The sequence below is a fragment of the Plantactinospora sp. CA-294935 genome (assembly GCF_050936445.1).
GTDB lineage: Bacteria > Actinomycetota > Actinomycetes > Mycobacteriales > Micromonosporaceae > Plantactinospora.
This window is the reverse complement of the sequence record NZ_JBNJMU010000001.1, coordinates 7,086,809-7,111,456: the sequence shown is the minus strand read 5'-3', so window position 1 is coordinate 7,111,456 and position 24,648 is coordinate 7,086,809. Positions and strand designations below refer to the sequence as shown.

The following is a 24,648-nucleotide window of genomic DNA, read 5'->3' as shown; positions in this document are numbered from 1 at the left end:
CGTCACCGTCCCGCCGGGGTGGCCGGCTCCGCCGCCTGGCCCGCCGGACCCGGCTGCCGCGCCGCCACCGGAGGTGCTGCCCCGGCCACCTGGTTCGCCGCCTTCTTCACCCGGCGTTCGGGGAGCGCGAGCAGCGGTGTGGCGCTCCGGGCGGCCCGTGACGGGCGGGTTCGCCGGATGTCGTCCGGCCAGGCGATCGGGATGCCCAGGGTCTGGGTGAGCAGTGTCTGGTAGTCCTCGGTCAGCTTGGCTGAGTCGTGCACGGCGTGCGGCTCGGTGTCGCGGGACAGGCAGTACGCCGCCAGCGCCCCGACCGCCTCGCCGATGCTCCACTCGACGGGGTGCAGCCGGTAGCAGCCGTTGGTGATGTGCGTGGTGCCGATGTTCTTGCAGGCGGGCAGGAGGTTGCGCATCCGGACCGGGACGAGCGCGCCGAGCGGGATCTGGAACGGGTAGCACTCCAGGTTGACGTAGTTGACGCCGGCGGTGCTGGGGTGTAGGTCGATGTTGTAGTGGCCTACGCCGACCGCGTCGGCGAACTGGACGGCCCCGGCGTCCTCCGGCCGGTCCACGACCGCGACGTGCTGTTCGAGCACGGTGAACCGGGCCCGGATCCGGCGCGACTCGCGGATGTAGACCGTCTTGGCCAGTCCGTCGTCGGTGCCGGTGAGGTCGGGCCGCAGCTTGAGGCCGGGGTAGCCCTGCCCGCCGTCCGGGCGGGGCGCCTCGGTCTGCATCCAGTGCAGGTAGGACAGGGAAAGTTCCCGGCAGCGTTGCAGTGCCCGCTCGCGGGCGTGCCCGTCGATGCCCGGACCGACCAGCGGCGCCTCCCAGTAGTCGATATTGGGCCAGTTCACCAGGCTGATATCGGTGTCGACGAGGTCGGGGCGGAACTGGCTGCGGGCCCGGATGCGCCGGAAGTGCCACAGGTCGGGCACGCGTACGGCGTCCAGGTCGCCCTCGAAGATGCGGTTCTCCTTGCCCGCGTTCGTGTGGATGTCGATCTTCATCCAGGAGAGTTGTGGGCCCGGCCAGAACGGGTCGACATGGGTCTTCCAGTGGTCGTACGAGGCCGGACGGTCGACGACGTGTTCCTCGCCGGGCCGGTATTCGAGCGGGAAGCACCAGGTGATCGCCTGCTGGTCGGTCCAGTCCGCCTCGGGCGCGGCGAACGGCTCGCCGGTCTCGTCCTGTGCCTCGGCGCCCAGCACGTGCTCGACGTCGGCCAGTTCCAGCAGGTCGCCGAGTTCGGTGGCGTCGGCGACCAGGGCGGCGGTGACGGTCCGCAGCTCGCCGCTGCGCCGGTCGCGCAGGGTCACCGCGGTGATCCGGTCGCCGTCGGTGGCCGCCGAGACCGGCTCGTGCTCGTAGAGCACGGTGATCCGGCCGGCGGACCGGTAGCCGGCGAGCAACTCGTCGATGACGGCGACGCCGACCCGGGGCTCGTGGCAGAGCCGGCTCACGTTACCCAGCCCCGGGTTGAGGGTCGGGTCGGCGAGCGCTTCCGGGCGCAGCGGGTAGTTCCGCTTGTAGTAGGCGCGGATGCCGTCGCGCAGCTGTCGGTAGCCGGGCGAGATGTGTTCGGTCTCGATCCACGGATGCTCGTCGGACGGCACGGCCTGCGCCGTGAGCTGTCCGCCCAGCCAGTCCGTCTCCTCGGTGAGGATGACCCGGCGGCCCAGTCGGGCGGCGGTCAGTGCCGCCGCGACGCCGCCGAGGCCGCCGCCGACCACCAGGAGATCGGTTTCCAGCCCGGTCGTCTTGCTCATGCTCGCCCGCTTCCCTTCCGATGGGGTACGCGTCTGCGGCGGCGCTGCTAATATATTGGCAATGGTCACCGCTCGAAGATTGCGGCTACGTTACATCTCTCCGTCAGGTGGATGTCAATCGTTGCTGAGCTGCTGTTTCGGTGACGGTTCGGCATCTTCAAATTAGCAAATATTAGCTATTTGCGATCTGCGATCGAGCTGTTAGAAACCCAGTCATGACAGCAGCACCAGCGCTGCCCGGCCTGCGCTACCACCTGCCCGCGCCGCCCGCCCAGGGCACGCCGACCGAGGCCGACGTGGTCGTCTACGGTGCGACCTCCGGCGGCGTCACGGCGGCGGTGCGCGCCGCCCGGGACGGCATGACGGTGCTCCTGCTCGCCTTCGACGACCATGTGGGCGGCATGTCCGCCGGTGGCCTCGGCGAGACCGACGTCGGCCGGCCGGAAACCGTCGGCGGGCTGGCCAGGGCCTTCTACGCCGACGTCGCCGCCGCCTACCACGCGCCCGACCCGCACTGGCGGGTCGAGGCCCGGGTGGCCGAGGAGATCTTCGAACGCTGGCTCGCCGACACCGGCGTGCGGATCCGCCGCCGCCAGCACCTCAGTGACGTCGTCGTGCAATCCGGTCGGATCGTCGAGCTGCGTACCGACGACGGCGGGCGGCACCGCGCCCGGGTCTACGTCGACGCCTCCTACGAGGGCGACCTGATGGCGGCCGCCCGGGTCACCCACACCGTCGGCCGCGAGGCGTCGACCACCTACCGCGAACCCCTCGCCGGCGTGCAGCCCAGCACCAACCACCAGTTCAGCCGCCCCGTCGACCCCTACCTGCGGCCGGGCCACCCGGACAGCGGCCTGCTGCCCGGGATCAGCCCGGACGACCACGGCGAGATCGGCGCCGGCGACCGGCGCCTCCAGGCGTACAACTTCCGGCTGCACATCACGACCAGCGCCGGTCGGGTCCGCTACCCCCGCCCCGACGGCTACCACCCGGACCGGTACGAACTGCTGCGCCGGTACATCGAGGCCGGCGTCTTCGAACTCTACGGGCGCACCACCCCGGTGCGCGGCGACGTCTACGACATGAACAACCACGGTGCGGTCTCCTCGGACCACATCGGGGCCAACACCAACTGGCCGGGAGCGGCCTACCCCCGCCGGGAGGAGATCTTCCAGGACCACGTCCGCTACCAGGCCGGCCTGCTGTACTTCCTGGCCAACGACCCGCGGCTGCCCGCGCCGATCCGGGCGGCCACCCGGGCGTACGGGCTGTCCCCGGCCGAGTTCACCAGCACCGGACACTGGCCGCACCAGCTCTACATCCGCGAGGCCCGCCGGATGGTCGCCGACTACGTCGTCACCCAGCACGACGCCGCCGGACGGTCCCGGCCCGCCGATCCGATCGCGCTCGCCTCGTACGTGATGGACTCGCACAACGCCAAGCGGGTCGTCGTCGACGGGCAGCCGCGCAACGAGGGCAACGTCCAGCATCCACTCACCGCGCCGTTCGGCATCCCGTACCGGTCGATCGTGCCGAGGGCCGGCGAGTGCGAGAATCTCCTCGTCGCCTCGGCGGTCTCCGCGTCGCACGTGGCCTTCGCCTCGGTCCGGATGGAGCCGGTCTTCATGATGATCGGCGAGGCAGCCGGCTGCGCCGCCGCCCAGGCGGTCGGCGCGCGGGGCGGCGTACGGGACGTCGACTACGAGACACTGCGCAAGGAACTCGTGCGGACCGGCTCGGTACTCACCTGGCCACCCGAGCAGGAGGTACGGGCATGAGGCGCGGACAGGGCTCGCGGCAGGCCGACATCGCCCGCGAGGCCGGTGTCTCCCAGTCCACCGTCTCCCAGGTGCTGCGCGGCGCGGGTGACCTCAGCCGCATCTCTCCGGAAACGCAGCGCCGCGTGCTGACCGCCGCCCGTCGGCTGCGCTACACCACCAGCCCGCATCAGCGCACCGCCACACAGAGCCGCAACACCCCGCTCCTGCTGGGCGTACACACCTTCGAACCGATCTTCCCCACCAGCATCGGCGACTACTACTTCGAGTTCCTCCAGGGCATCGAGGAGCAGGCCGGCATCGAGGGCTGCAACCTGGTGCTCTTCACCGCGGCCCGGGACGAGGGCGGGATCCGCCGGATCTACCGCAACGGGGTGAACGGACTCGGCCAGGCGGCCGGCAGCCTGATCCTCGGCCACCGGGCACACCTCGACGACCTCGCCCGGCTCGCCGCCGACGGCCACCAGTTCGTCTACATCGGACACAGGGAGGTCCCCGGCGTCGAGATCTGTTACGTCGGTGGCGACTACCGCGCCGCGACCGGCCGGATCGTCGACGACCTGGTCGCCCTCGGCCACCGGTCGTTCGGGTACCTCGGCGAAAGCTCCCGGTACGAACCGCAGGCCGACCGGTGGGACGGCTTCGCCGCCGCCCTGGACCGGTTCGGGCTGCCGGTACCCACCCCGGCGTACGTCAACCCGGACGAACTCACCGCGCAGTGGCTCGACGACTCCCTCGCCGCCGCCACCACCGCCATCCTCGTCGAATCGGTCAGCCTGCTACGGGTGCTGCACGCCATCATCAGCCTCCGCGGCCTGCGCATCCCCGAGGACGTCTCGGTCGTCCTGCTGGTCGACGATCCCAACGGCGAGGTGGGCGGCCAGCCGTGGGCCGCCATGCACATCCCCCGGAACGCGATGGGCGCCTGGGCCGTACGCCTGCTCACCGCACTGCTCACCGATCCGGCCGGTGAATACGAGCGGCAGGTCCTGCTGCCGTGCAGCCACACCCTCGACCGGACGGTCGGTCCGCCGCGCACATGAATCCCGAGCGGTTGTCGGTGTACGGGGTGCCCGGGGGCCGGGCCGGATCCGGTTGGCTCAACACTGCCGGCGGGACCCCGCTGTCGAAGCGGCCGCGTCCGAGTCCGAGCCGGTGTCGTAGATCGGTCCGGTCCGGGGGCGACCGTTGGGTGGTTCCCGCCGTCCCCGGCCGGACTGTGCCGTGAGGTGCGCTCAACCGACGGTCAGGTGACCGCCGATCTCGGCGAGTTCGCTGTCGGTCAGGATCAGGTTGTCCAGCGTGGCCACGTTCGTCTCGAGCTGGGCGACGCTGCTCGCGCCGATGATCAGGCTGGTCATCCGGGAGTCCCGCAGCGCCCAGGCGAGCGCGAGCTGGGCCAGGGACTGGCCGCGCCGCTCGGCGATGGCGTGCAGCGCCCGTACGGTCGTCATGGTGGTGTCGTCCAGGTCGCTCTCGTTGAGGAAGATGCTGGTGCGGATCCGGGAGTCGGCCGGGATGCCGCTTAGGTAGCGGTCGGTGAGTACGCCCTGGGCGAGCGGGCTGTAGGCGATGCAGCCGGCGCCGACCTCTTCCAGGGTGTCGAGCAGCCGGTCCGCCTCGATCCACCGGTTGATCATCGAGTACGACGGCTGGGAGATCAGCAGCGGCGTACCGAGCCGTTCCAGGATCGCGGCGGCCTGCCGGGTCTGCTCGGAGGTGTAGTTCGACAGCCCGACGTAGAGGGCCTTGCCGGCCCGGACGACGGCGTCCAGCGCCGCCATCGTCTCCTCCAGCGGGGTGTCCGGGTCAGGCCGGTGGTGGTAGAAGATGTCGACGTAGTCGAGGCCCATCCGGCGCAGCGACTGGTCCAGTGACGAGACCAGGTACTTGCGGGAGCCCCATTCGCCGTACGGGCCGGGCCACATGTGGTAGCCGGCCTTGGTGGAGATGACCAACTCGTCGCGGTACGGGGCGAGGTCGGCGGCGAGGGTCCGGCCGAAGTTCTCCTCGGCGGAGCCGGGCGGCGGGCCGTAGTTGTTGGCCAGGTCGAAGTGGGTCACCCCGAGGTCGAACGCCCGGCGGCAGATCTCCCGCTGCTGCTGCCACGGCCGTTCGTCACCGAAGTTGTGCCAGAGGCCGAGCGAGATGGCGGGCAGTCGCAGGCCGCTGCGGCCGGCCCGGCGGTAGGTCATCGAGTCGTAGCGGTCGCCCGCGGCAAGGTAGGTCACGTCTGCCACCCTATTGAACCTGGGTCCCGCTGGACCGCGCGGAGGTCACCGCCCGGCGCCTCACCCGTGGCCGAGACGGACCGCACGCGCAGGCGGGAGGGCGGGGCCGCGTGGCGGCCGGTCGGGGCGGGGGACGGGGCCGTAGCCTGTTCGTACCCGGGCTTGCCCGGTCCGGAGCACCGGCCGTTGTTCCGTAGATCACCGTTTGGCCAGGTTCGGCTGGGCCGGTGCGGTGTTCCGTGATATCTGATCGGTACGCATCGGGTCGCCGAAGGCGCCGACCTCGCTTCACCACCTGTGGTGGTGCCGTCGAAAGGGGACGTCATGGCATACCTGGACCACCGGCCGGCCACTCCCAGCGAGGCGCTCGACGAGCTGCTCGCCGGTAACGAGCGGTTCGTGGCGGGTACCCGGATCCATCCGCACCAGGACGCCGAGCACCGGGCGGTGGTCGCGGCGGCGCAGCGGCCGTTCGCGGTGGTGTTCGGCTGTTCCGACTCCCGCCTCGCCGCCGAGATCATCTTCGATCGAGGGCTCGGCGACCTGTTCGTGGTCCGCACCGCCGGGCACATCGTCGGCCCGGAGGTGACCGCCAGCATCGAGTACGGGGTGGTGGTGCTCGGGGCGCCGCTGGTCGTCGTCCTCGGCCACGACTCGTGCGGGGCGATCCAGGCCACCCGGGCGGCCCGGGACGGTGCCCGGCTGCCGGGCCGGGAGCTGGGCGCCATCGTCGAACGGGTCACCCCGAGCGTCGAGGCCGCCCAGGCGCGACAAATCACCGACGACGCCGGGATCGCCGCGTTGCACACCCGGCACACCGTCGAGCTGATCACCCGGTCGGGTACCGAACTCTCCGACGCGGTCGCCGCCGGCCGGTGCGACGTGGTCGGCATGTTCTACCAGCTCGCCGACGGCCGGGTGTCGGTGACGGTACCCGATGCCGCCCCGACCGGCGGCTAGGGACCGTCCGGCCCTAACCCGCGTCGGGCCGGCGCAGCCAGCACCGGGCCATGTGCCCGGCGGCGACCGGGAACTCCGGCACCTCGGTGCGGCAGACCTCCATCGCGGCCGGGCAGCGGTCCCGGAACAGGCAGCCGCCGCGGTCGGTGGTGGTCTGCTGCCCGCCGCGCAGCGCCCGCATCCCGCCCGGTGCGGCGGTACGCGGGCGGCCCGGGTCGGGTGCCGCCGACGCCAGTAGCTGGGTGTACGGGTGCGCCGGCCGGAGGATCACCTCGTCGCTGGGGCCGGACTCCACCACCTGCCCCCGGTACAACACCATGATCGACGAGGCGAAGTAGCGGGCGGTGGCGAGGTCGTGGGTGACGTACAGGACGGCCAGTTCCTCCTCCCGCTTGAGTCGGTCGATCAGGTTGAGGATCTCCAGCCGGATCGACACGTCGAGCATCGACACCGGCTCGTCGGCGAGCAGGATCCGGGGCCGGGGCGCCAGGGCACGGGCGATCGCGACCCGCTGCCGCTGCCCGCCGGACAGTTCGTGCGGCAGCCGGCGGGCGACCTGGTCGGCGGGGGTGAGGTTGACCCGGGTGAGCAGGTCGCGCACGGCCGCCCGGACGTCGCCGCCGGACCGGGCGACCCCGTGCAGTCGCAGCGGCCGGTCCAGGTGGTATCCGACGGTGTGTGCCGGGTTCAGCGACCCGAACGGGTCCTGGAACACCATCTGCACGTCCCGGCGGTAGCGGCGGACCGCCCGGCGGTCGGCGGTCAGCGGGGTGCCGTCGAGGCGGATCTCCCCGGCGGTCGGCCGGGTCAGCCGGACCAGCATCCGGGCGATCGTCGACTTGCCGCTGCCGCTCTCGCCGACCAGCGCCACCGTCTGCCCGGAGCGCAGTTCGAAGGAGACGTCGTCGACCGCCCGCAGGGTGCGGCGGTGCCGCCCGTCCCGCAGCGGGAAGTGCTTGCTCAGGTGGCTGACCGTCAGCGTGGTCACCGGCCGCCCCCTCCGGTCGACGGCTCCGGTCCGGTCCCCGGCGTCCCGCCCTTCTCGACCGGCCCCGGCGTCCCGCCGTTCTCGACCGGCCGCGGCGCCGCGCGCTTCTCGACCGGCGGTGCACCGCCCGGGTCCTCCGGCGGCGTCGGGTCGGCGGGGCGTACGTCGGGGTGGGGTGGCGGCCCGGGCTCCGGCGCCGGGGCGGTGGGGTCGAACCGGCCGGCCCGCAGCGCCGCCGGTGGGCCGCCCGGGCGCAGTACCGGGTCGTAGTGCAGGCAGGCGGCCCGGGTGGTGCCGGCGACCTTCAGCGGCGGGTCGGTGCGGTGGCAGGCGTCGAAGACGTACGGGCAGCGGGCGGTGAACGCGCAGCCGGCGACCGGGCGGGACAGGTCGGGCGGGCTGCCGGGGATGCCGTGCAGTACCGCCCGGTCGCCCCGCAGGCTCGGGAAGGAGCGCAGCAGCCCGACCGTGTACGGGTGGGCCGGCGCGGCGTGCAGGTCGGCGGCGGGGCCGTACTCGACGATCCGGCCGCCGTACATGACGGCGAGCCGGTCGCTGATCTCCAGCAGCAGGGAGAGGTCGTGGGTGATGAAGACGACCGCGAAACCGAACCGGGCCCGTAGCCGGTCGATCTCCTCCAGGATGTCGCGCTGCACCACCACGTCCAGCGCGGTGGTCGGCTCGTCCATCACCACCACGTCCGGGCGCAACGCCATCGCCATCGCGATCAGCACCCGCTGACGCATCCCGCCGGAGAGTTCGTGCGGATACGCCGAGAGCCGTTCCGGGCCGATCCCGACCAGGTCGAGCAGTTCCCGGCAGCGCTGTTCCCGGTCGGCGCGGCGCAGTTCGGGGCGGTGCGCGGTGAAGACGTCGGCGAGTTGCCGGCGTACCGACAGCACCGGGTTGAGGGCGTTCATCGCCCCCTGGAACACCATCGCGACCCGGTTCCAGCGGAACCGGCGCAGCGCCTCGCCGTGCAGCGTCGACAGGTCGACCGGCGGGCCGTCGGCGGGGTGGAAGACGACCCTGCCTGCGGCGAGTCGGCCGGGTGGCTTGAGCAGCCGGGTGATCGCGTACGCGAGGGTGGACTTGCCGCAACCACTCTCGCCGGCGATGCCGAGCACCTCGCCGCGGGCCAGGTCGAAGCTGACGTCGCGGACCGCCCGGACCGGGTCGGCGCCGTCGTAGACGACGCTCAGGTCGCGGACCGAGAGCACCACGTCGGTGCCGGTGACCGCCGGTGGGTCTGTGGTGTCGAGGGTCATGCCGGTCCGGTCCGTCGGGGGCGGCGGGTGACCCGCAGCCTCGGGTTGATCAGTTCGTCGAGACTGAAGTTGATCAGTGCGAGTCCGGCGCCGACCAGTGCGATGCAGAGCCCGGGCGGCACGAACCACCACCAGGCGCCCTGGGACAGCGCCTGCGAGTTCTGCGCGAAGTAGAGCATCGTGCCCCACGAGCCGGCGCCGCCGAGGCCGAGGAAGGCCAGCGCGGCCTCGGTGAGGATGCCGCCGATGACCGCGAAGACGAACTGGGCGGCGATCAGCGGCAGCAGGTTGGGCAGGATCTCGAAGGTGACGATCCGCCAGCCGGGTTCGCCGCTGACCCGGGCGGCGTCGACGTAGTCGCGGGAGCGCAGCGACAGGGTTTGGGCCCGCAGTACCCGGGCGGAGCCGGCCCACGCGGTGATCGAGACGATCAGGGCGATCGCGAGGGCGCCCCGGGTCTGCACGTAGTCGGTGATCAGGACCACCAGCGGCAGGCCGGGCAGCACCAGGAAGACGTTGCTGACCAGCGAGAGGCTCTCGTCGGCGTGCCCGCCGGCGTAGCCGCCGAGGACGCCGACCAGCACCGAGACGACGGTGGCGAGCAGCCCGACGACCAGGCCGACCAGCATCGAGCCGCGGGTGGCGACGACGAGTTGCCGGAACACGTCCTGGCCGGTGGTGGTGGTGCCGAGCAGGTGTTCGGCGGAGGGGGCGAGCAGCCGGTCGTCGCTGACCAGGTTCGGGTCGTCGACCAGCAGCGGGCCGACCAGGGCGACTAGGGCGAAGAAGCCGACGATGGCCAGCCCGGCGGCGAGTTTGCGGGAGCGCAGCAGCCCGCGCCAGCGGGGTCGCCGGGTCGGCACCACCACCCCGGGGACGACGTCGCCGGTCACGTCGCGCTGGGTCTCGATGGTCGCCATCAGCCGGCCTGCCGGGTACGGGGGTCGATCACCGCATAGAGCAGGTCGACGACGAAGTTGGCGCCGAGCACGGCCAGCGAGATGACCAGGAAGATGCCCTGCAGCAGTGGATAGTCGGCGTTGGCGACCGCGGCGACCAGGCTCATCCCGACGCCGGGATAGGAGAAGACGATCTCGGTGGCGATGGAGCCGCTGACCACGAAGCCGAGGGTGATGGCGAACCCGGCGACGCTGGGCAGTACGGCGTTGCGTGCCGCGTACTGGATCATGATCCGGCGCGGACGCAGCCCCTTCGCCTCGGCGGTCAGCACGTAGTCCTCGGCCATCGTGGAGACCATCATGTTGCGCATCCCGAGCAGCCAGCCGGCGACCGAGGCGAGCACGATCGAGGCTGCCGGCAGGATGCCGTGGTAGATCGCGCTGCGCAGGAACGGCCAGTTGAACCCGATGGTGGTCTCGTAGCTGTAGCCGCTGTTCAGCGGAAACCAGCCGAGGACCCCGCCGAGCAGGTAGAGCAGCACCAGGGCGAGCCAGAAGTACGGGATGGCGGCCAGGAAGGTGGTGGTCGGCACCAGCGCGTCCAGCCAGGTGCCGCGGCGCCAGCCGGCGAGGGTGCCGAGGGTGATCCCGAGCAGCACGCTGAGCACGGTGGCGATGCCGACCATCACCACCGTCCACGGCAGGCTCTGGCTGAGCACCTTGGACACCGGGGTCGGGTAGTAGGCGACGGAGAGGCCGAACTCGCCGCGCAGCAGGTTGCCGAGATAGCCGAGGTACTGCTGCCACAGCGGGTCGTCGGAGACCCCGAACTGCAACTCCAGGGCGCGGCGGGCCTCCGGCGACATCGGGGTCATGTTCTGGGTCTTGGCCAGTACGGCGTCGACCGGGTTGCCCTTGATCAGCCGGGGGATGAGGAAGTTGAGGGTGACCGCCGCCCAGACCGCGACCAGATAGAACAGCGCCTTGCGCCGCAGGTACCGCATCGGGCGGCTCAGCCGGCCGGGGTGAGGTTCTTGGCCACGATCCCCATGTCCGGCCCGTTGTACGGGGTGGTCAGCGCGTAGTGGTTCTGCTCGGTGGGGAAGTTGCCGAGGTTCTCGGTGCGGTACTCGATCAGCGAGGCGGACTGCTGGATCGGGATGTACGGCAGCTCCTCGACGATCACATCCTGGATCTTGAACAGTTGTTCCCTGATCGCGTCCCGCTGGTCCGGCGGGGTGGTCTCCATCACCAGCAGGGCGGCGTCGACCGCCGCGTTGCGGAACCGGCCGTAGTTGGAGCCGGCCTGCTGGCCCAGCGGGGCGGTCCGCTTGCTGGAGAACGCCCGGCTGTACCAGGAGTACGCGGTGCCCTCGCTGTAGAGATTGGTGATGATCACGTCGAAGTCGCCGGTCTGCTGGTCGGTGGAGAAGGCGGTGAACGACACCTCCTGGGTCTTCATCTCGATCCCGACCGACTTCAGCGACTGGGTCATGATCTGGAGCGCGGAGATGTAGTCGTTGTAGCCCTGCACCACCTTGACGGTGAAGGAGAGTCGCCGGCCGGCCTTGGCGTAGACCCCGTCGGCGCCCTTGGCCCAGCCGTCCTGCTGGAGGGTCTGCTCGGCCCGGGCCGGGTCGAACTCCAGCTTGCGGTCCTTGTACTCCGGTTTGATGTAGTCGTCCCAGAGCGGCCGGGGCAGCTGGGCCGGGCTGGCCTCCTTGCCGTACCCGGAGAAGGCCAGCCGGATGATCTGGTCGCGGTCCAGGGCCAGGCTGACCGCCTTGCGCACCGCGGCGCTGTCGAACGGTGCCCGGTCCAGGTTCGGGATCAGGTTGGTCAGGTAGAGCTGCGACTCGTTGAGGTACTTGTTGTGCTCCGGGTCCTTGCTCACGTACTGCTTCTCGATGTCGGCGATGAACGACCCGGCCCAGTCGAGCTGCCCGGCGGCGAGCGCCGCGATCGCGCTGTCCGCGCTGGCGAACTGGTGGAACCGCATCCCCTTGATCTTCGGCTTGCCGGCCTCCCAGTAGCTGGGGTTGCGCTCGAAGACGTAGTTCTGCTGGCTGAACGAGGCCAGCGTGAACGCGCCGGTGCCGACCGGCTTCTCGTTGGTGAAGGCGGACGGGTCGGCGATGCTCGACCAGAGGTGCTTGGGCACGATCCAGGTCCGGCCGGCGATCAGGTTGAGCCGGGTGTAGACGCCCTGGCTGAACGTGACCGAGACGTGCGTGGGGTCGGCGGCGACCGCCTCGACGATCGGCAGGCCGTTCTGGTTGAGCTTCGGGTTGTCCCGGATCAGGTTGAAGGTGAACGCGACGTCCTCGGCCGAGAACGGCTTCCCGTCGCTCCAGGTCACCCCCTCCCGGATGGTGAAGTTCAGCCGCCGGCCGTCGTCGGCGAACTCGTAGCCGGTGGCGAGCTGTGGTTGCACGTCGTCGGCGCGGGCGGCGTTGAAGTAGAGCAGCGACTCGTAAAGCACGCTCATCGTGCCGGCGACACTGTTCTGGGAGAACGGGTTGAAGTTGGGCACGAACCCGGCGTTCGCCCCGGAGAAGACATTGATGATCTTGCCCTCGGCGCCGGTGGACCGGTCGCCGTCGTCGCCGCAACCGGCGGTCACACCGACGGCCAGCGTCGCCGTGGCCAGCGCGGCGAGCAGCCGGCGGGCGAGGATGGGGCGCATCGTTGCCTCCCGGGTCGAGGGATTTCGGACGGGTTGCCACCTGGCGTCCGGGGCAGGTGAGATCGATGACAACACCGAACCGGTTCAGAGTCAATAGATGGAAAGCGATTCCATCGGGTACCGGAGCGCCGGGCCGGGCACGCACGGCGAGACCTGAAAGCGGGCCGGAACGGTGGCCGGTGCGACGCCACTTAACCGGTTCTGCCGATGCCGGCGGGCCGGAAGAGCGGCGACCGCTCCGCCAGGTCGGCCGGCGCTGACGGCGATCAACGGGGAACGGCCGAAACCAGGAGGAAATCCGGTCACTGGTACCGTTGCCAACGCCGACAACACTCGCGAGCGAGAGACCGCCCGGCAGCGTGGGGCGGCGCCGAAGGGGCAAATCCTCCCCGGAACCTCTCAGGCAAAAGGAGCCCGCGGGCAGGCGACTGTGGAGCGCCCGCGACGTCGCGGAGCGTGACAGAGGGGGAGGTTGCAGCGTCGACCTCGCCCGGGAGTGTCCCCATGACCACAGCGCAGTACCCCACCCGTGACGGCGGGCAGTTCGCCGACCGGCACATCGGCCCCGACGCCGACGCCGAACGCCGGATGCTGGAGACCGTCGGCTACCACTCGATCGACGACCTGATGGACGCCGCGATCCCCGAGGTGATCCGCTGGACCGGCAACCTCGACCTGCCGCCGGCCGCCACCGAGGAGGAGGTCGCCGCCGAACTGCGCGCGCTGGCCGCCCGGAACACCGTCGCCGTCTCCATGATCGGCCTCGGCTACTCCGGCACCCACACCCCGGCGGTGATCCGCCGCAACGTGCTGGAGAACCCGGCCTGGTACACCGCGTACACGCCGTACCAGCCGGAGATCAGCCAGGGCCGGCTGGAGGCGCTGCTGAACTTCCAGACCATGGTCACCGACCTGACCGGGCTGGCCACCGCGAACGCCTCCATGCTCGACGAGGGCACCGCCGCGGCCGAGGCGATGACCCTCGCCCGCCGCGCCGGCAAGAACAAGAGCCAGGTGTACGTCGTCGACGCCGACACCCTGCCGCAGACCCTCGCCGTACTGGCCACCCGGGCCGAGCCGCTCGGCATCGAGGTGCGCGTGCTCGACCTTTCCACCGAGCCGCTGCCGGCGGAGTTCTTCGGCCTGCACCTGCAGTACCCGGGCGCCTCCGGCGCGGTCCGCGACCACACCGGGCTGGTCGAGGCCGCGCACGGCGCCGGGGCACTGGTGACGGTCGCCGCCGACCTGCTCGCGCTGACCCTGCTCCGCGCACCCGGCGAGATCGGCGCCGACATCGCCGCCGGCACCACCCAGCGGTTCGGCGTACCGATGGGCTTCGGCGGCCCGCACGCCGGCTACCTGGCGGTCCGGGCCGGCCTGGAGCGGATGCTGCCCGGCCGGCTGGTCGGGGTCTCCCGGGACGCGGCCGGCGACCCCGCCTACCGGCTGGCGTTGCAGACCCGGGAACAGCACATCCGCCGGGAGAAGGCGACCAGCAACATCTGCACCGCACAGGTGCTGCTCGCCGTGATGGCCAGCATGTACGCCGTCTACCACGGCCCGGCCGGACTGCGGGCGATCGCCGAACGGACCCACCGGCGGGCCGCCACCCTCGCCGCCGGGCTGCGCACCCTCGACGCCGTCGAGGTGGTGCACGAGGCGTTCTTCGACACCGTGCTGGCCCGGTTCCCGGGCCGGGCCGCCGAGGTGGTCGCCGAGGCCGCGCGGCGCGGGGTCAACCTGCGGCTGGTCGACGCCGACCAGGTCGGGATCGCCTGCGACGAGACCACCACCGAGGCGCACCTGGCGACCGTCCGGGACGCCTTCGGTGCCGTCACCGGCCAGACCGTGGCCCCGGCCACCGGGCAGCCGGCGTCCGCGTTGCCGGCCGGCCTCGCCCGCACCAGCGACTACCTGACCCACCCGGTCTTCCGGTCGCACCACTCCGAGACGGCGATGCTCCGCTACCTGCGCCGGCTCGCCGACCTCGACTACGCGCTGGACCGGGGCATGATCCCGCTCGGCTCCTGCACCATGAAGCTGAACGCCACCACCGAGATGGAGCCGGTGAGCTGGCCGGAGTTCGCCGACGTGCACCCGTTCGCCCCGGACGAGCAGACCGCCGGCTACCGCGACCTGGTCGCCGCCCTGGAGGGCTGGCTCGCCGAGGTGACCGGCTACGACGCGGTCAGCGTCCAGCCGAACGCCGGCTCGCAGGGCGAACTCGCCGGACTGCTGGCGATCCGCGCCTACCACCGCGACCGGGGCGAGGCGCACCGGGACGTCTGCCTGATCCCGTCCTCGGCGCACGGCACCAACGCGGCCAGCGCGGTGATGGCCGGGATGCGGGTGGTGGTCGTCGGCTGCGACCCCGACGGCGACGTCGACCTGGCCGACCTGGACCGCAAGATCGAGGCGCACCGGGACACCCTCGCCGCGATCATGGTCACCTACCCCTCCACCCACGGGGTGTACGAGGGCGGCATCGCCGCGCTCTGCGCGAAGGTGCACGACGCCGGCGGCCAGGTGTACGTCGACGGCGCCAACCTCAACGCCCTGCTCGGGTACGCCAAGCCGGGCCGGTTCGGCGCCGACGTGTCGCACCTGAACCTGCACAAGACGTTCTGCATCCCGCACGGCGGCGGCGGTCCCGGGGTCGGTCCGGTGGCGGTCCGGGCACACCTGGCGGCGTACCTGCCCGGCGACCCGCTCGGCTCCGCCGGGGCGGCCCGGCCGGCGGTCTCGGCGGCCCGGTACGGCTCGGCCGGGATCCTGCCGATCCCGTGGGCGTACCTGCGGCTGATGGGGCCGGACGGGCTGCGCCGGGCGACCGGGGTGGCGGTACTGGCCGCCAACTACGTCGCGGCCCGGCTGCGCGCCCACTACCCGGTGCTCTACGCCGGCAACAAGGGCCTGGTCGCGCACGAGTGCATCCTCGACCTGCGGCCGCTGACCAGGGCGACCGGGGTCAGCGTGGACGACGTGGCGAAGCGGCTGATCGACTACGGCTTCCACGCCCCGACGATGTCGTTCCCGGTCGCCGGCACCCTGATGGTGGAGCCGACCGAGAGCGAGGACCTGGCCGAACTCGACCGGTTCTGCGACGCGATGATCGCGATCCGGGCGGAGATCGACAAGGTCGGTGCGGGGGACTGGCCGAAGGGGGACAACCCGCTCGCCAACGCGCCGCACACCGCGGCGATGGTGACCGGCGACGAGTGGCCGCACCCGTACCCGCGGTCGGTGGCCGGCTATCCGGGCGGGGTCGACCGGCGGGCGAAGTACTGGCCGCCGGTACGCCGGATCGACGGCGCCTACGGAGACCGCAATCTGGTCTGCGCCTGCCCGCCGCCGGACGCGTTCGAGAACTGACAACGGGTGATCGGCCGGCGAATCCGGCGCCGGTCGATCACTTTAAGTGATGAATCAGCCGACCAGGGCGTGCCGGGCCGGACCACGGTGCGGCGCTATGGTGCTGCCGTCGGGCAGCAGTTCGCCGGTGTCCTCGAAGAGGATGACGCCATTGCAGAGCAGGCTCCACCCCTGCTCACGGAAGCAGGCGAGGACCCGGGCCGCTTCCCGGTCGGTTGCTTCAGCGGAGGGGCAGGTCGGTTCGTGCTGGCACATCGGGTTCTCCGGACTATGGGGGCGCTGTGGCATGGTTCACATGACCAGTGACGGACGGTACCCCCCTACGCCCAGTGATGACGAGCGGGTATCCGTCTCTGACCGAGGAAATCCACTTTTCGGATGAGGCAGATCCACCCGTACGTCGTGGAAGCGCTCCCATTCGCCCCGCCCGGAGCGCCGGCGGGCTGCGTACCCCGGCTCGTGGAGCACGACCGGCTTCAATGCCGGGCCGACGGCCCGGACGACCCCGCCACGCTGCTGGAGGAGTTCCTCGCCGGACACGGCCTCCCGGTCCGCGACCTGGCCCGCCCCGGCGTCCATCCGCCGGACGGCCCGGCCGGCACGGTCTGCGGCGCCGCCGTCTTCGTCTCCGCCGCCGCCGGAGCCCGGATGGTCGGCGCGGCGACCGGCCCGGCCAGCCCGGCACCCGCCGTCCCCGACCTGGTCGCGGTGGTCTACCGGCACGGCACCGTCCCGGCCGGCGGTCCGCTCCGGCGGCACCGGGCCGACGACTGGCAGCTCGGCCCGTGGACCGAGAGCTGGACGCCGCAGCGGCACGCCGACGCGGTACGGCAGGCCCGGGAAGCCATCGCGGCCGGCGACATCTACCAGGTCAACGTCGTCGGACACGGCTACGCCCGGTACACCGGAGACCCGCTGCCGGCGCTGCACCGGCTGGCCCGGCTGCCCGGCGCCCGGTACGGCGGCGTGCTCACCGGCGCCGGCTGGGCGATCGGCTGCGCCTCACCGGAAACCCTGGTCGAGGTGACCGACGGTACGGTACACACCCGGCCGATCAAGGGCACCCGGCCGGCGACCGGCCCCGGGCGGCGGGAGCTGCTGGAGTCCGCCAAGGAACGCGCCGAGCACGTCATGATCGTCGACCTGGAGCGCAACGACCTGGCCCGGATCGCCCGCACCGGCACCGTCCGGGTCGACCAGCTCTACGCCATCCGGCGCTGGTCCGACCTGTGGCAGGCCGAGTCGACCGTCTCGGCCACCCTCGCCGACGGGCGGGGCCTGGCCGACCTGCTCCGCGCGGTCTGCCCCGGCGGGTCGGTCACCGGCGCGCCCAAGCTCGCCGCGCTGGCCCAGATCGCCGCCCTCGAACCGGTGGGCCGGGGCGCCAGCATGGGCGGGCTGGGCTGGATCGGCCCGGACCGGATCGACCTGGGGCTGACCATCCGGACCGTCGCGGTCGACGCCGACCGGGTGCACGTCTGGGCCGGCGGCGGCATCACCTGGGGCAGCGACCCGGCGGCCGAGGTCGCCGAGGCGGCCGCCAAGTCCGGCCCGGTCCGGGCCATCCTGGCCGGCCACCACCGGCCCCGCTGACCACCCCCGGCACGGGCGCCCACGACGGGGCCGGCGAGGCCCCCGTCCCGCGTCGGCTCCGCCGACCGCCGCCGTCCGAGGTCGTCAGCACCGGCGGCGTCCCCGTCCTGCCTCGCCGGAGGCGTCGTCGTCCGGCTCGCCGGAGCCGGCGGCGTCCCCGTCCGGCCGATCCCGGGCGACCGGCGGGTCGGTCAGTCGCCGAGCAGGTCGGCCAGCGCGTCGGCCGGGTCGTCGCGGGGTACCCCGGCCGGCCACCAGTCGCCGTCGGCCCGCTCCCGGTACGGGTACCAGCGGCCGTCGCGGCCGTACCGCAACTGGGCCCGGTGCCGGGGAAACGTCCACCGGTTGCGCCACACCTGCGGCTCCGGCGGGTCGTCACCGGCCCAGCCTGCGGTCAGGTCGGCCCGGGCCCGGGCCACCCGTACCGGCGGCGGGGTCCACGGCTCGTCCAGCACCGAAAGGCCGGCGTGGCCGCCGTACTCCCAGGCCCGTACCGCCCGGCTGAACTCCCGGGCGGTACGGCCGCCGGCCCGCCGCAGCCGGGCCAGCACCGGACCGCCGGCCCCGACGGCGAGCCGGACCGCGTCCACCCGCTCCGGCAGCGCCGGCGGCGGGCCGTCGCCGTCCGGGGCGACCCGAAGCAGCGCGGCGGCCCGGACGGCGGCGTTGTCGACCAGCCCGCGCAGCACCTCCGCCGCGATCCCCGGCGCGTCCGGCAGCGCCGGCCCGGGCACCCCGGACTCCGGCGGTGGCGGCGGGGCGGGCAGCGGCGGATCCGGCCGGGCGTACGCCCGCGCGGCCGGCACCCCGGCGCCGGGTCGACCGGCCGGCGCCGCCGACGGCGGCGCCGCGGCCGGCCGGTGGGCCCGGCGGCGCAGCTCGGCGAGAACCTCCCGGGCGCCCCGGCCCCGGATCAGCAGCAGCAGGAACGGGTCGGCGTCGAGCAGCCAGGCCACCTGGTAGCAGAGCGCGGCGGCGTGCCGGCACGCCGCCGCGGCCCACTCCGGGCAGTCGCACTCCGGCTGCAGGTCGCCGAGCCCGGGCAGCAGGGCGATCCCGGCGTCGTCGGCCGACGACGCCAGGTCGCGCGGCATCTCCCCGTCCAGCAGCGCGGCGATGTGCCCGGCCTTCGCCGCCACCTGGTCGGAGAACCGGGACCACTGCGCGTCGGTCATCGGCTCCACGAAGACCCGGGTCCGGTACGGCAGGTCCCGCACCCCGTCGTGCACCTCCGCCGCGATCCGGCCCGGGCTGACGGTGATCGAGCCGACGTGCCCGGCCGACGCCGACCGCCGCCCCCGGCGCAGCAGGGTCTGATCCAGCGAGGTGTCCTCCAGGGCGCGGATCCAGGCGTCCCCCCACCAGGAGCGGCTGGTCCGGGCACGCCGCCCCGGCGGGAACGCCGGAAAGCCCCGGACCCGGTCGTCGCCGCTCATCGGCCCCCACCTTCCACGGCCGGCCCGAAGCCGGCGTACCGCGCCCGGTCGACGATCCCGTCATGCCGGCCCGCGCAACTCGACCAGGGACGCCAGTTCGGCGTCGGAGAGTTCGGTCAACGCGGCCTCGCCACCGGTGAGCACCGCGTCGGCGAGGTCCCGCTTGACGGCGAGCAGGGCGGCGATCCGGTCCTCGACCGTCCCCTCGGTGACCAGCCGGTGCACCTGCACCGGCCGGGTCTGCCCGATCCGGTACGCCCGGTCGGTGGCCTGCTCCTCGACGGCCGGGTTCCACCACCGGTCGTAGTGCACCACGTGGTCGGCCCGGGTCAGGTTCAACCCCGTCCCGGCCGCCCGCAGCGACAGCAGGAAGACCGGCACCTCACCGGCCTGGAACCGGCGTACCTGCTCGTCGCGGCGGGCCACCGGGGTGCCGCCGTGCAGCAGTTGGGCCGGTACGCCCCGGTCGGCGAGGTGCCGCTCGATCAGCCGGGCCATCGCGACGTACTGGGTGAAGACCAGCACCGCGCCGTGCTCGGCGAGGATCGTGTCGACCAGTTCGTCGAGCAGTTCCAGCTTGCCGGAGCGGCCGGCCAGCCGGGGCCGTGCCTCCCGCAGGTACTGCGCCGGATGGTTGCAGACCTGCTTCAACGAGGTCAGCAGCTCCAGCACCAGGCCCCGGCGCGCCATCCCGGTGCTGTCCCGGATCCGCGCCAACGTCTCGCGGACCACCGCCTCGTAGAGGCCGGCCTGCTCGCCGGTCAACCCGACCGGATGGTCGGTCACGGTCTTCGGCGGTAGCTCCGGCGCGATCCCCGGATCCGACTTGCGGCGGCGCAGCAGGAACGGCGCGATCAGCCGGGCCAGCCGTCCCGCCGCCGCCGGATCCCGACCGGACTCGATCGGCGCCGCCCACCTGGCCCGGAACCGGGGCAGCGGGCCGAGCAGCCCGGGGGTGGTCCAGTCCAGGATCGCCCACAGCTCGGTCAGGTTGTTCTCCACCGGGGTGCCGGTGAGGGCGACCCGGGCGGCGGCCGGGACCCGGCGCAGCGCCCGGGCGGTACCCGAGGCGCGGTTCTTCACGTGCTGCGCCTCGTCGGCGACGACCAGGCCCCACCGTACGGCGGCGAGCCGGTCGACGTCGGAGCGCATCGTCCCGTACGTGGTGAGCAGGAACCCGTCGGTCAGCGCGTCCAGGCTGCGCCGGCCGCCGTGGAAACGGCGTACCGGGGTGCCGGGGGCGAACCGGCCGATCTCGCGTTCCCAGTTGCCCAGCAGCGAGGCGGGGCAGACCACCAGGGTCGGGCCGGCGGTCGCCGGATCCGCCTGCCGGTGCAGGTGCAGCGCGATCAGCGTGACCGTCTTGCCGAGCCCCATGTCGTCGGCGAGGCAGCCGCCCAGCCCCAGCTCCGTCATCCGGGCCAGCCAGCGCAGCCCGCGTAACTGGTAGTCCCGGAGCGTGCCGGTCAGCCCGGCCGGCACCCCGACCCGCGCCGGGTCGGCCCCGGCGGCCGGCTCCGGGTCGGCGATCCGGCGCCGCAGCCCGTCCAGCCAGCCGGTGGCGTCGACCTCCACCGGCCGCCCGTCGACGTCGACCGTCCCGGTCAGCGCGGCGCCGAGCGCCTCGATCGCGCCGACCGGCGGCAGCCCCGGCTTGCGGGCCCGGGCGGCCAGCTCCGGGTCGACGAGTACCCACTGGTCGCGCAGCCGGACCACCGGCCGGTGCGCCTCGGCGAGCAGGTCCAGCTCGTCGGCGGTCAGTGGCCGCCCGCCGAGGGCGAGCTGCCAGTCGACCTGGAGCAGCCCGTCACCGCCGAAGAGGGCGGCCAGGTCCGACGGCGGCTCGTCGGCGGCGCCGAGCACCGCCCGGGAGGTCAGCCCGGCGGTCAGCTCCCGGGGCCAGTGCACCGCCACCCCGACCGCGCCGAGCCGACCGGCGGCGTCGACCAGTTCGGTGACCTCCTCGTCGGTGAGCAGGAGTTCGTCCGGGACGGCGGTGTCGAGCAGGTGCCGCAGCGGCGGCCAGACTCCGGCGGCGCGGCGGATCGCCAGCGTGGTGTCGAGCCGGGCCCGGGGCCCGAACCCGGCGACGTCGCCCTGCCACAGCGCGGCGGCGTCGACCACCAGCGCCGGGTCGACGAGGCTGTGCACCTGCACCACCGCCCGCAGTCCGGGCCGGGTGAAGTCGCCGTCGATCGGCTCCAGTCGCACCGCGACGCGTACCCCGGAGTCGAGACCGGCGCGGACCTCCTCCGCCCAGCCGCGCAGCCGGGGTACCGGCTGCGGCGCCGTCGCGGCGAACGCGTCGGTGCCGGCGGCATGCCGGGCGGCGGGGGACCGGGGCAGGGTGTCGGCGACCGCGTCGAGGAACCCGCGCAGCAGGCCGGCCGCGTCCGGCAGGATCGGGCCGTCCGGTGTCGCCCCGTCCGCCGGGGCCGGATTCGCCCGGGCCCGGGCGGGCATCGCCGCCGCGAGTTCCCGGATCCGGCCCGCGTCGGCCGCGTCCAGCGCCCCGACCGTCCAGGCGTCGAAACCGGCCGGTGACACCGTCGGCAGGATCCGGCGCCGGGCCACCAGGTGCAGGGCCAGCACGGTCGCCGCCGCCCAGTACGCCAGGGCTGGATCGGCCGGGGCAGGGTCGGCCAGCAGCAGCGGCAGGGCGTCGCCGACCGGCAGCCGGCGCGCCGGCACCACCCGGGCCCGCACTCCGGCGGTGTCCGGCACGGCGACCGTCAGCTCACCGCCCCGGCCCGGGCCGTCGTCCGGCAGCGGAGCGCCGTCCGGCCGCCAGAACGCCAGCACACCGGTGCGGGGCGGATCGGCCGGCTCGAACACCACCGCGCAGCCCGCCGGCCACCGGTCGTCCGGGCCGGCGAGACGCGTGTCCCGGGACCGTCGGGTCCGGGACACGCTCCCGGATTCCGACGTCGCGTTCGGCCGCATCTCCGGTCCTACCCCCTCGTCCGCCAGCCGCCCCGACCCGGAACCACCGCCCGGCGGGGCGCCTCCCGCTCACCGGCCCGGCCATTATACCGTATGACGTACGGGAAACCCTTCGGGTCGTGTCCGCCCGCACCCCCGGACCGGCCGGCCACGCCGTCGCCGAGCGCGCCGGGGCGGCCGGGCGGGTAACGAACCGATAGGGTTCCGGTCATGACGATGCGGCCCATCCGGATCATCGGAGACCCCGTGCTCCGCACCCCGTCCGAACCGGTCACCAGCTTCGACGCCGAACTACGCGACCTGGTCACCGACCTGATGGACACCCTCCTCGGCGCACCCGGCCGAGCCGGAGTCGCCGCACCGCAGATCGGCATCAGCGCCCAGGTCTTCGTCTACGACGCCGACGGGCACCGCGGCCACCTGGTCAACCCCACCCTCGAACTCTCCGCCGAAACGCAGGACGACGACGAGGGCTGCCTCTCCGTCCCCGGCCTCTACTTCCCGACCCCGCGCGCCATGCACGCCACCGCACACGGCTTCGACCAGTACGGCGAACCCGTCACCATCGCCGGCAGCGGTTTCCTCGCCCGTGCCCTCCAGCACGAAACCGACCACCTCGCCGGCCGCCTCTACGTCGACACCCTGCGCGGCGACACCCGACGCCGCGCCCTCCGGGAAATCCGCGCCGGACGGTTCGCCACCCCCGACCGGTGACCGTCAGCGGTCCCGCCGCCGCCGCAACCAGATGCCGGCCGCCCCCAGCGCCACGAACACCAGCGCGGAACAACACAGCGCTTTGAAGATCACGCCGAAACTGTCGCACATCCCGCCGTAAGGTGTGCAGGTGCGCCTGGCAACCTTCAACGTGCTGCATGGCCGATCCCCACACGACGGCCTCGTCGACGAGACCCGGCTCGCCACCGCGGTCGCCACCCTCGACGCCGACATCCTGGCCCTCCAGGAGGTCGACCGGGACCAGTCCCGCAGCAACCACCTCGACCTCACCGCCATCGCCGCGAGCGCGATGAACGCCCCCGAACACCGGTTCGCCGCCGCCATCGTCGGCACCCCCGGCGAACGGCTCCGGCCACTGACCCACGACGACGACGGCCACGGCGAACCCCTCTACGGCATCGGGCTGATCAGCCGCTACCCGGTCCGCTCCTGGCAGGTCACCCGCCTCGCCCCGATACCCGTACGCTCCCCGGTGATCGACCCCGGCCCACGCGGCCGCATCATCCTGCTCCGCGACGAACCCCGAGTCGTCCTCACCGCCATCCTCGACACCCCGTACGGGCCGATCACCGCCGCCGCCACCCACCTCTCCTTCGTACCCGGCTGGAACATCCGGCAACTGCGCCAGGTCGTCCGCGCCCTGCGTACCCTGCCCCCGCCCCGGATCCTGCTCGGCGACCTCAACCTGCCGGCCGGACTCGCCACCCTCGCCTCCGGCTGGCGCTCGCTGGCCCGCCGCCCCACCTACCCGGCCAGGCAACCGCGGGTCCAACTCGACCACATCCTCGCCGACCCGCGCGACGGGCACCCGCTGCCCGCGGTCACCGCCGTCGACGCCCCGATCGCCACCATCTCCGACCACCGGCCGCTCGTCGTCGACCTCGCCTGACTCCCGACCGGGCCGGCCATCCGGTAGACCCGTCTGCGGCGGATGCTCTACGAGCTTGGCGAGGACAGCGCCGCCGGGATCACCGTCGAGAACGACGACCCCAACCGTCGTCGACACCGCTGATCCTTGATGTTGTTCTTGGTCCGGCAACTACGGATGGGACAACTCCTGAATCAACTGCCTGAACCTCAAAGCGTCGTCCACGGGCAGGCGGAAGAAAACCGTCTGCCCGTCGAGCGATACGAACACGGCGGTGTGGCGTCGTCCGGAATCTCGGCTGGCAACTGCTCGCACATCCTGAACAGGCAGCATCTGGCGGCTCCGATTCCACCACCTGGGCCAGGCGGAGGGGAACAGTAGTGACAGGCCGACCGTATACAGCGCCAAGAGCGTCAGCAGGACGTTCGCTATCCAGTTCCGGCCTGGCCTTACCCACTCGATCCGGTCTGGGTACACCGATATCCTGGCGCTGCGGAAGCCAGGCGTCCGGCCCGTAAAGGTCGCCAGCGGTTCCATCTATTGATCCTCCAGGGCATGTCCGGCCGACCTCTGTACCCAGGTGCCGAAGCGGCTGCCGACCTACACCCATACAGGATCAAGACGGAATCGCCAAGCCCCGGCCGATGCGACAGCGGCTTCGACGAGCGTCGCCACCGGGTGGCGTGTCGGCGTCACCACGTCGCGGGCGGCACACTCCTCTGCCACCCGGCTACCTTGCCTCGCGTAGCCTCAGGATCGCCCTGCCTGCCCGGGCGGGAGTCGCCAACCAACCCGGGGCACCTCATCGCGGCGGCGGAAGTAGACATTGCTTCGCGGCACGTACAGCAGGACAAGACTTACCAGGCAAAGCGCCGCGGCAACCAGACCGCCCGGGCCATACATGACGCTCTCGAGTACGCCGGCGATGGTGGCCACGATGCGGGCCACGCGGCCACCCCGGCACGCCAGGACGATCGCTATGCCGAAGACCAGGCTCCCCGCAGCAGGCATGGCGGGTTCGTAGTACCAGAAGAAGTAGGTGCCCACCAACCACACTGCCGTCGCGGTCAAGCCCAGCAGTCCGGCGACCACGACCGGCCACGGGGGGCTCGGGCGCGAGGT

The 24,648-nt window shown here is 72.8% G+C and carries 19 protein-coding genes and 1 riboswitch; of the genes, 7 read left to right on the top strand and 12 right to left on the bottom strand.

Annotated features, from left to right (window positions below):
* Nucleotides 1–2: 2 nt before the first annotated feature.
* Nucleotides 3–1,769, bottom strand: a complete 1,767-nt coding sequence (locus ACQEVC_RS31200; RefSeq protein WP_432884670.1) for an FAD-dependent oxidoreductase — start codon at nt 1,767–1,769, stop codon at nt 3–5.
* Nucleotides 1,770–1,984: 215 nt separating this feature from the next.
* On the opposite strand from ACQEVC_RS31200, the gene ACQEVC_RS31195 reads away from it, so the two are divergent.
* Nucleotides 1,985–3,547, top strand: a complete 1,563-nt coding sequence (locus tag ACQEVC_RS31195; RefSeq protein ID WP_432884667.1) for an FAD-dependent oxidoreductase — start codon at nt 1,985–1,987, stop codon at nt 3,545–3,547.
* Nucleotides 3,544–4,590: a LacI family DNA-binding transcriptional regulator gene (locus tag ACQEVC_RS31190; RefSeq protein WP_432884664.1), complete on the top strand. Its 1,047-nt coding sequence runs from the start codon at nt 3,544–3,546 to the stop codon at nt 4,588–4,590. Before ACQEVC_RS31195 ends, ACQEVC_RS31190 begins: the two co-directional genes overlap by 4 nt.
* Nucleotides 4,591–4,782: 192 nt before the next feature.
* Here the strand turns inward: ACQEVC_RS31190 and mgrA are convergent, their stop codons facing one another.
* Nucleotides 4,783–5,778 (bottom strand): L-glyceraldehyde 3-phosphate reductase, encoded by a 996-nt coding sequence (gene mgrA, locus ACQEVC_RS31185; RefSeq protein ID WP_432884662.1) that lies wholly within the window; start codon nt 5,776–5,778, stop codon nt 4,783–4,785.
* Between the two features lie 324 nt (nt 5,779–6,102).
* On the opposite strand from mgrA, the gene ACQEVC_RS31180 reads away from it, so the two are divergent.
* A complete protein-coding gene (locus tag ACQEVC_RS31180; RefSeq protein ID WP_432884660.1) occupies nt 6,103–6,738 on the top strand; it encodes a carbonic anhydrase in 636 nt (211 codons plus the stop codon).
* 13 nt (nt 6,739–6,751) lie between these two features.
* Here ACQEVC_RS31180 and ACQEVC_RS31175 read toward each other — a convergent pair whose 3' ends face one another.
* From ACQEVC_RS31175 to ACQEVC_RS31155, 5 genes are read right to left on the bottom strand one after another with little or no spacing between them, the layout of a single operon-like run.
* Entirely contained in the window at nt 6,752–7,726 is a 975-nt protein-coding gene (locus tag ACQEVC_RS31175; protein ID WP_432884657.1) for an ABC transporter ATP-binding protein, read from the bottom strand.
* Nucleotides 7,723–8,994 (bottom strand): ABC transporter ATP-binding protein, encoded by a 1,272-nt coding sequence (locus tag ACQEVC_RS31170; RefSeq protein WP_432884655.1) that lies wholly within the window; start codon nt 8,992–8,994, stop codon nt 7,723–7,725. The genes ACQEVC_RS31175 and ACQEVC_RS31170 overlap by 4 nt, the downstream gene beginning before the upstream one ends.
* Complete coding sequence (locus ACQEVC_RS31165; protein WP_432884652.1) at nt 8,991–9,914, bottom strand: ABC transporter permease; 924 nt, start codon at nt 9,912–9,914, stop codon at nt 8,991–8,993. The genes ACQEVC_RS31170 and ACQEVC_RS31165 overlap by 4 nt, the downstream gene beginning before the upstream one ends.
* Entirely contained in the window at nt 9,914–10,897 is a 984-nt protein-coding gene (locus ACQEVC_RS31160; protein ID WP_318397089.1) for an ABC transporter permease, read from the bottom strand. The genes ACQEVC_RS31165 and ACQEVC_RS31160 overlap by 1 nt, the downstream gene beginning before the upstream one ends.
* A gap of 8 nt (nt 10,898–10,905) precedes the next feature.
* Nucleotides 10,906–12,579 (bottom strand): ABC transporter substrate-binding protein, encoded by a 1,674-nt coding sequence (locus ACQEVC_RS31155; protein WP_432884649.1) that lies wholly within the window; start codon nt 12,577–12,579, stop codon nt 10,906–10,908.
* Nucleotides 12,580–12,907: 328 nt separating this feature from the next.
* A riboswitch (glycine riboswitch) is annotated at nt 12,908–13,004 on the top strand.
* 79 nt (nt 13,005–13,083) lie between these two features.
* Here ACQEVC_RS31155 and gcvP point away from each other — a divergent pair.
* On the top strand, nt 13,084–15,951 hold the full coding sequence (gene gcvP, locus ACQEVC_RS31150; protein ID WP_432884646.1) for an aminomethyl-transferring glycine dehydrogenase: 2,868 nt from the start codon (nt 13,084–13,086) through the stop codon (nt 15,949–15,951).
* Between the two features lie 54 nt (nt 15,952–16,005).
* Here gcvP and ACQEVC_RS31145 read toward each other — a convergent pair whose 3' ends face one another.
* On the bottom strand, nt 16,006–16,206 hold the full coding sequence (locus tag ACQEVC_RS31145; RefSeq protein ID WP_101365960.1) for a DUF5999 family protein: 201 nt from the start codon (nt 16,204–16,206) through the stop codon (nt 16,006–16,008).
* A gap of 123 nt (nt 16,207–16,329) precedes the next feature.
* On the opposite strand from ACQEVC_RS31145, the gene ACQEVC_RS31140 reads away from it, so the two are divergent.
* Nucleotides 16,330–17,544: a chorismate-binding protein gene (locus ACQEVC_RS31140; RefSeq protein WP_432884643.1), complete on the top strand. Its 1,215-nt coding sequence runs from the start codon at nt 16,330–16,332 to the stop codon at nt 17,542–17,544.
* 191 nt (nt 17,545–17,735) lie between these two features.
* On the opposite strand, the gene ACQEVC_RS31135 is transcribed toward ACQEVC_RS31140, so the two are convergent.
* Nucleotides 17,736–18,980, bottom strand: coding sequence for an SWIM zinc finger family protein (locus tag ACQEVC_RS31135; protein WP_432884640.1), 1,245 nt, complete (start codon nt 18,978–18,980; stop codon nt 17,736–17,738).
* A 60-nt stretch (nt 18,981–19,040) separates the two neighbouring features.
* Nucleotides 19,041–21,890: a DEAD/DEAH box helicase gene (locus tag ACQEVC_RS31130; protein ID WP_432884637.1), complete on the bottom strand. Its 2,850-nt coding sequence runs from the start codon at nt 21,888–21,890 to the stop codon at nt 19,041–19,043.
* 243 nt (nt 21,891–22,133) lie between these two features.
* On the opposite strand from ACQEVC_RS31130, the gene def reads away from it, so the two are divergent.
* The gene (gene def, locus ACQEVC_RS31125) at nt 22,134–22,637 is read left to right on the top strand and encodes a peptide deformylase (protein ID WP_432884634.1); all 504 of its coding nucleotides are present in this window, start codon (nt 22,134–22,136) and stop codon (nt 22,635–22,637) included.
* A gap of 130 nt (nt 22,638–22,767) precedes the next feature.
* On the top strand, nt 22,768–23,547 hold the full coding sequence (locus ACQEVC_RS31120; RefSeq protein WP_432884632.1) for an endonuclease/exonuclease/phosphatase family protein: 780 nt from the start codon (nt 22,768–22,770) through the stop codon (nt 23,545–23,547).
* A 150-nt stretch (nt 23,548–23,697) separates the two neighbouring features.
* Here the strand turns inward: ACQEVC_RS31120 and ACQEVC_RS31115 are convergent, their stop codons facing one another.
* Entirely contained in the window at nt 23,698–24,063 is a 366-nt protein-coding gene (locus tag ACQEVC_RS31115) for a hypothetical protein (protein ID WP_432884629.1), read from the bottom strand.
* Nucleotides 24,064–24,276: 213 nt separating this feature from the next.
* Entirely contained in the window at nt 24,277–24,618 is a 342-nt protein-coding gene (locus ACQEVC_RS31110; protein WP_432884626.1) for a hypothetical protein, read from the bottom strand.
* Nucleotides 24,619–24,648 lie beyond the last annotated feature (30 nt).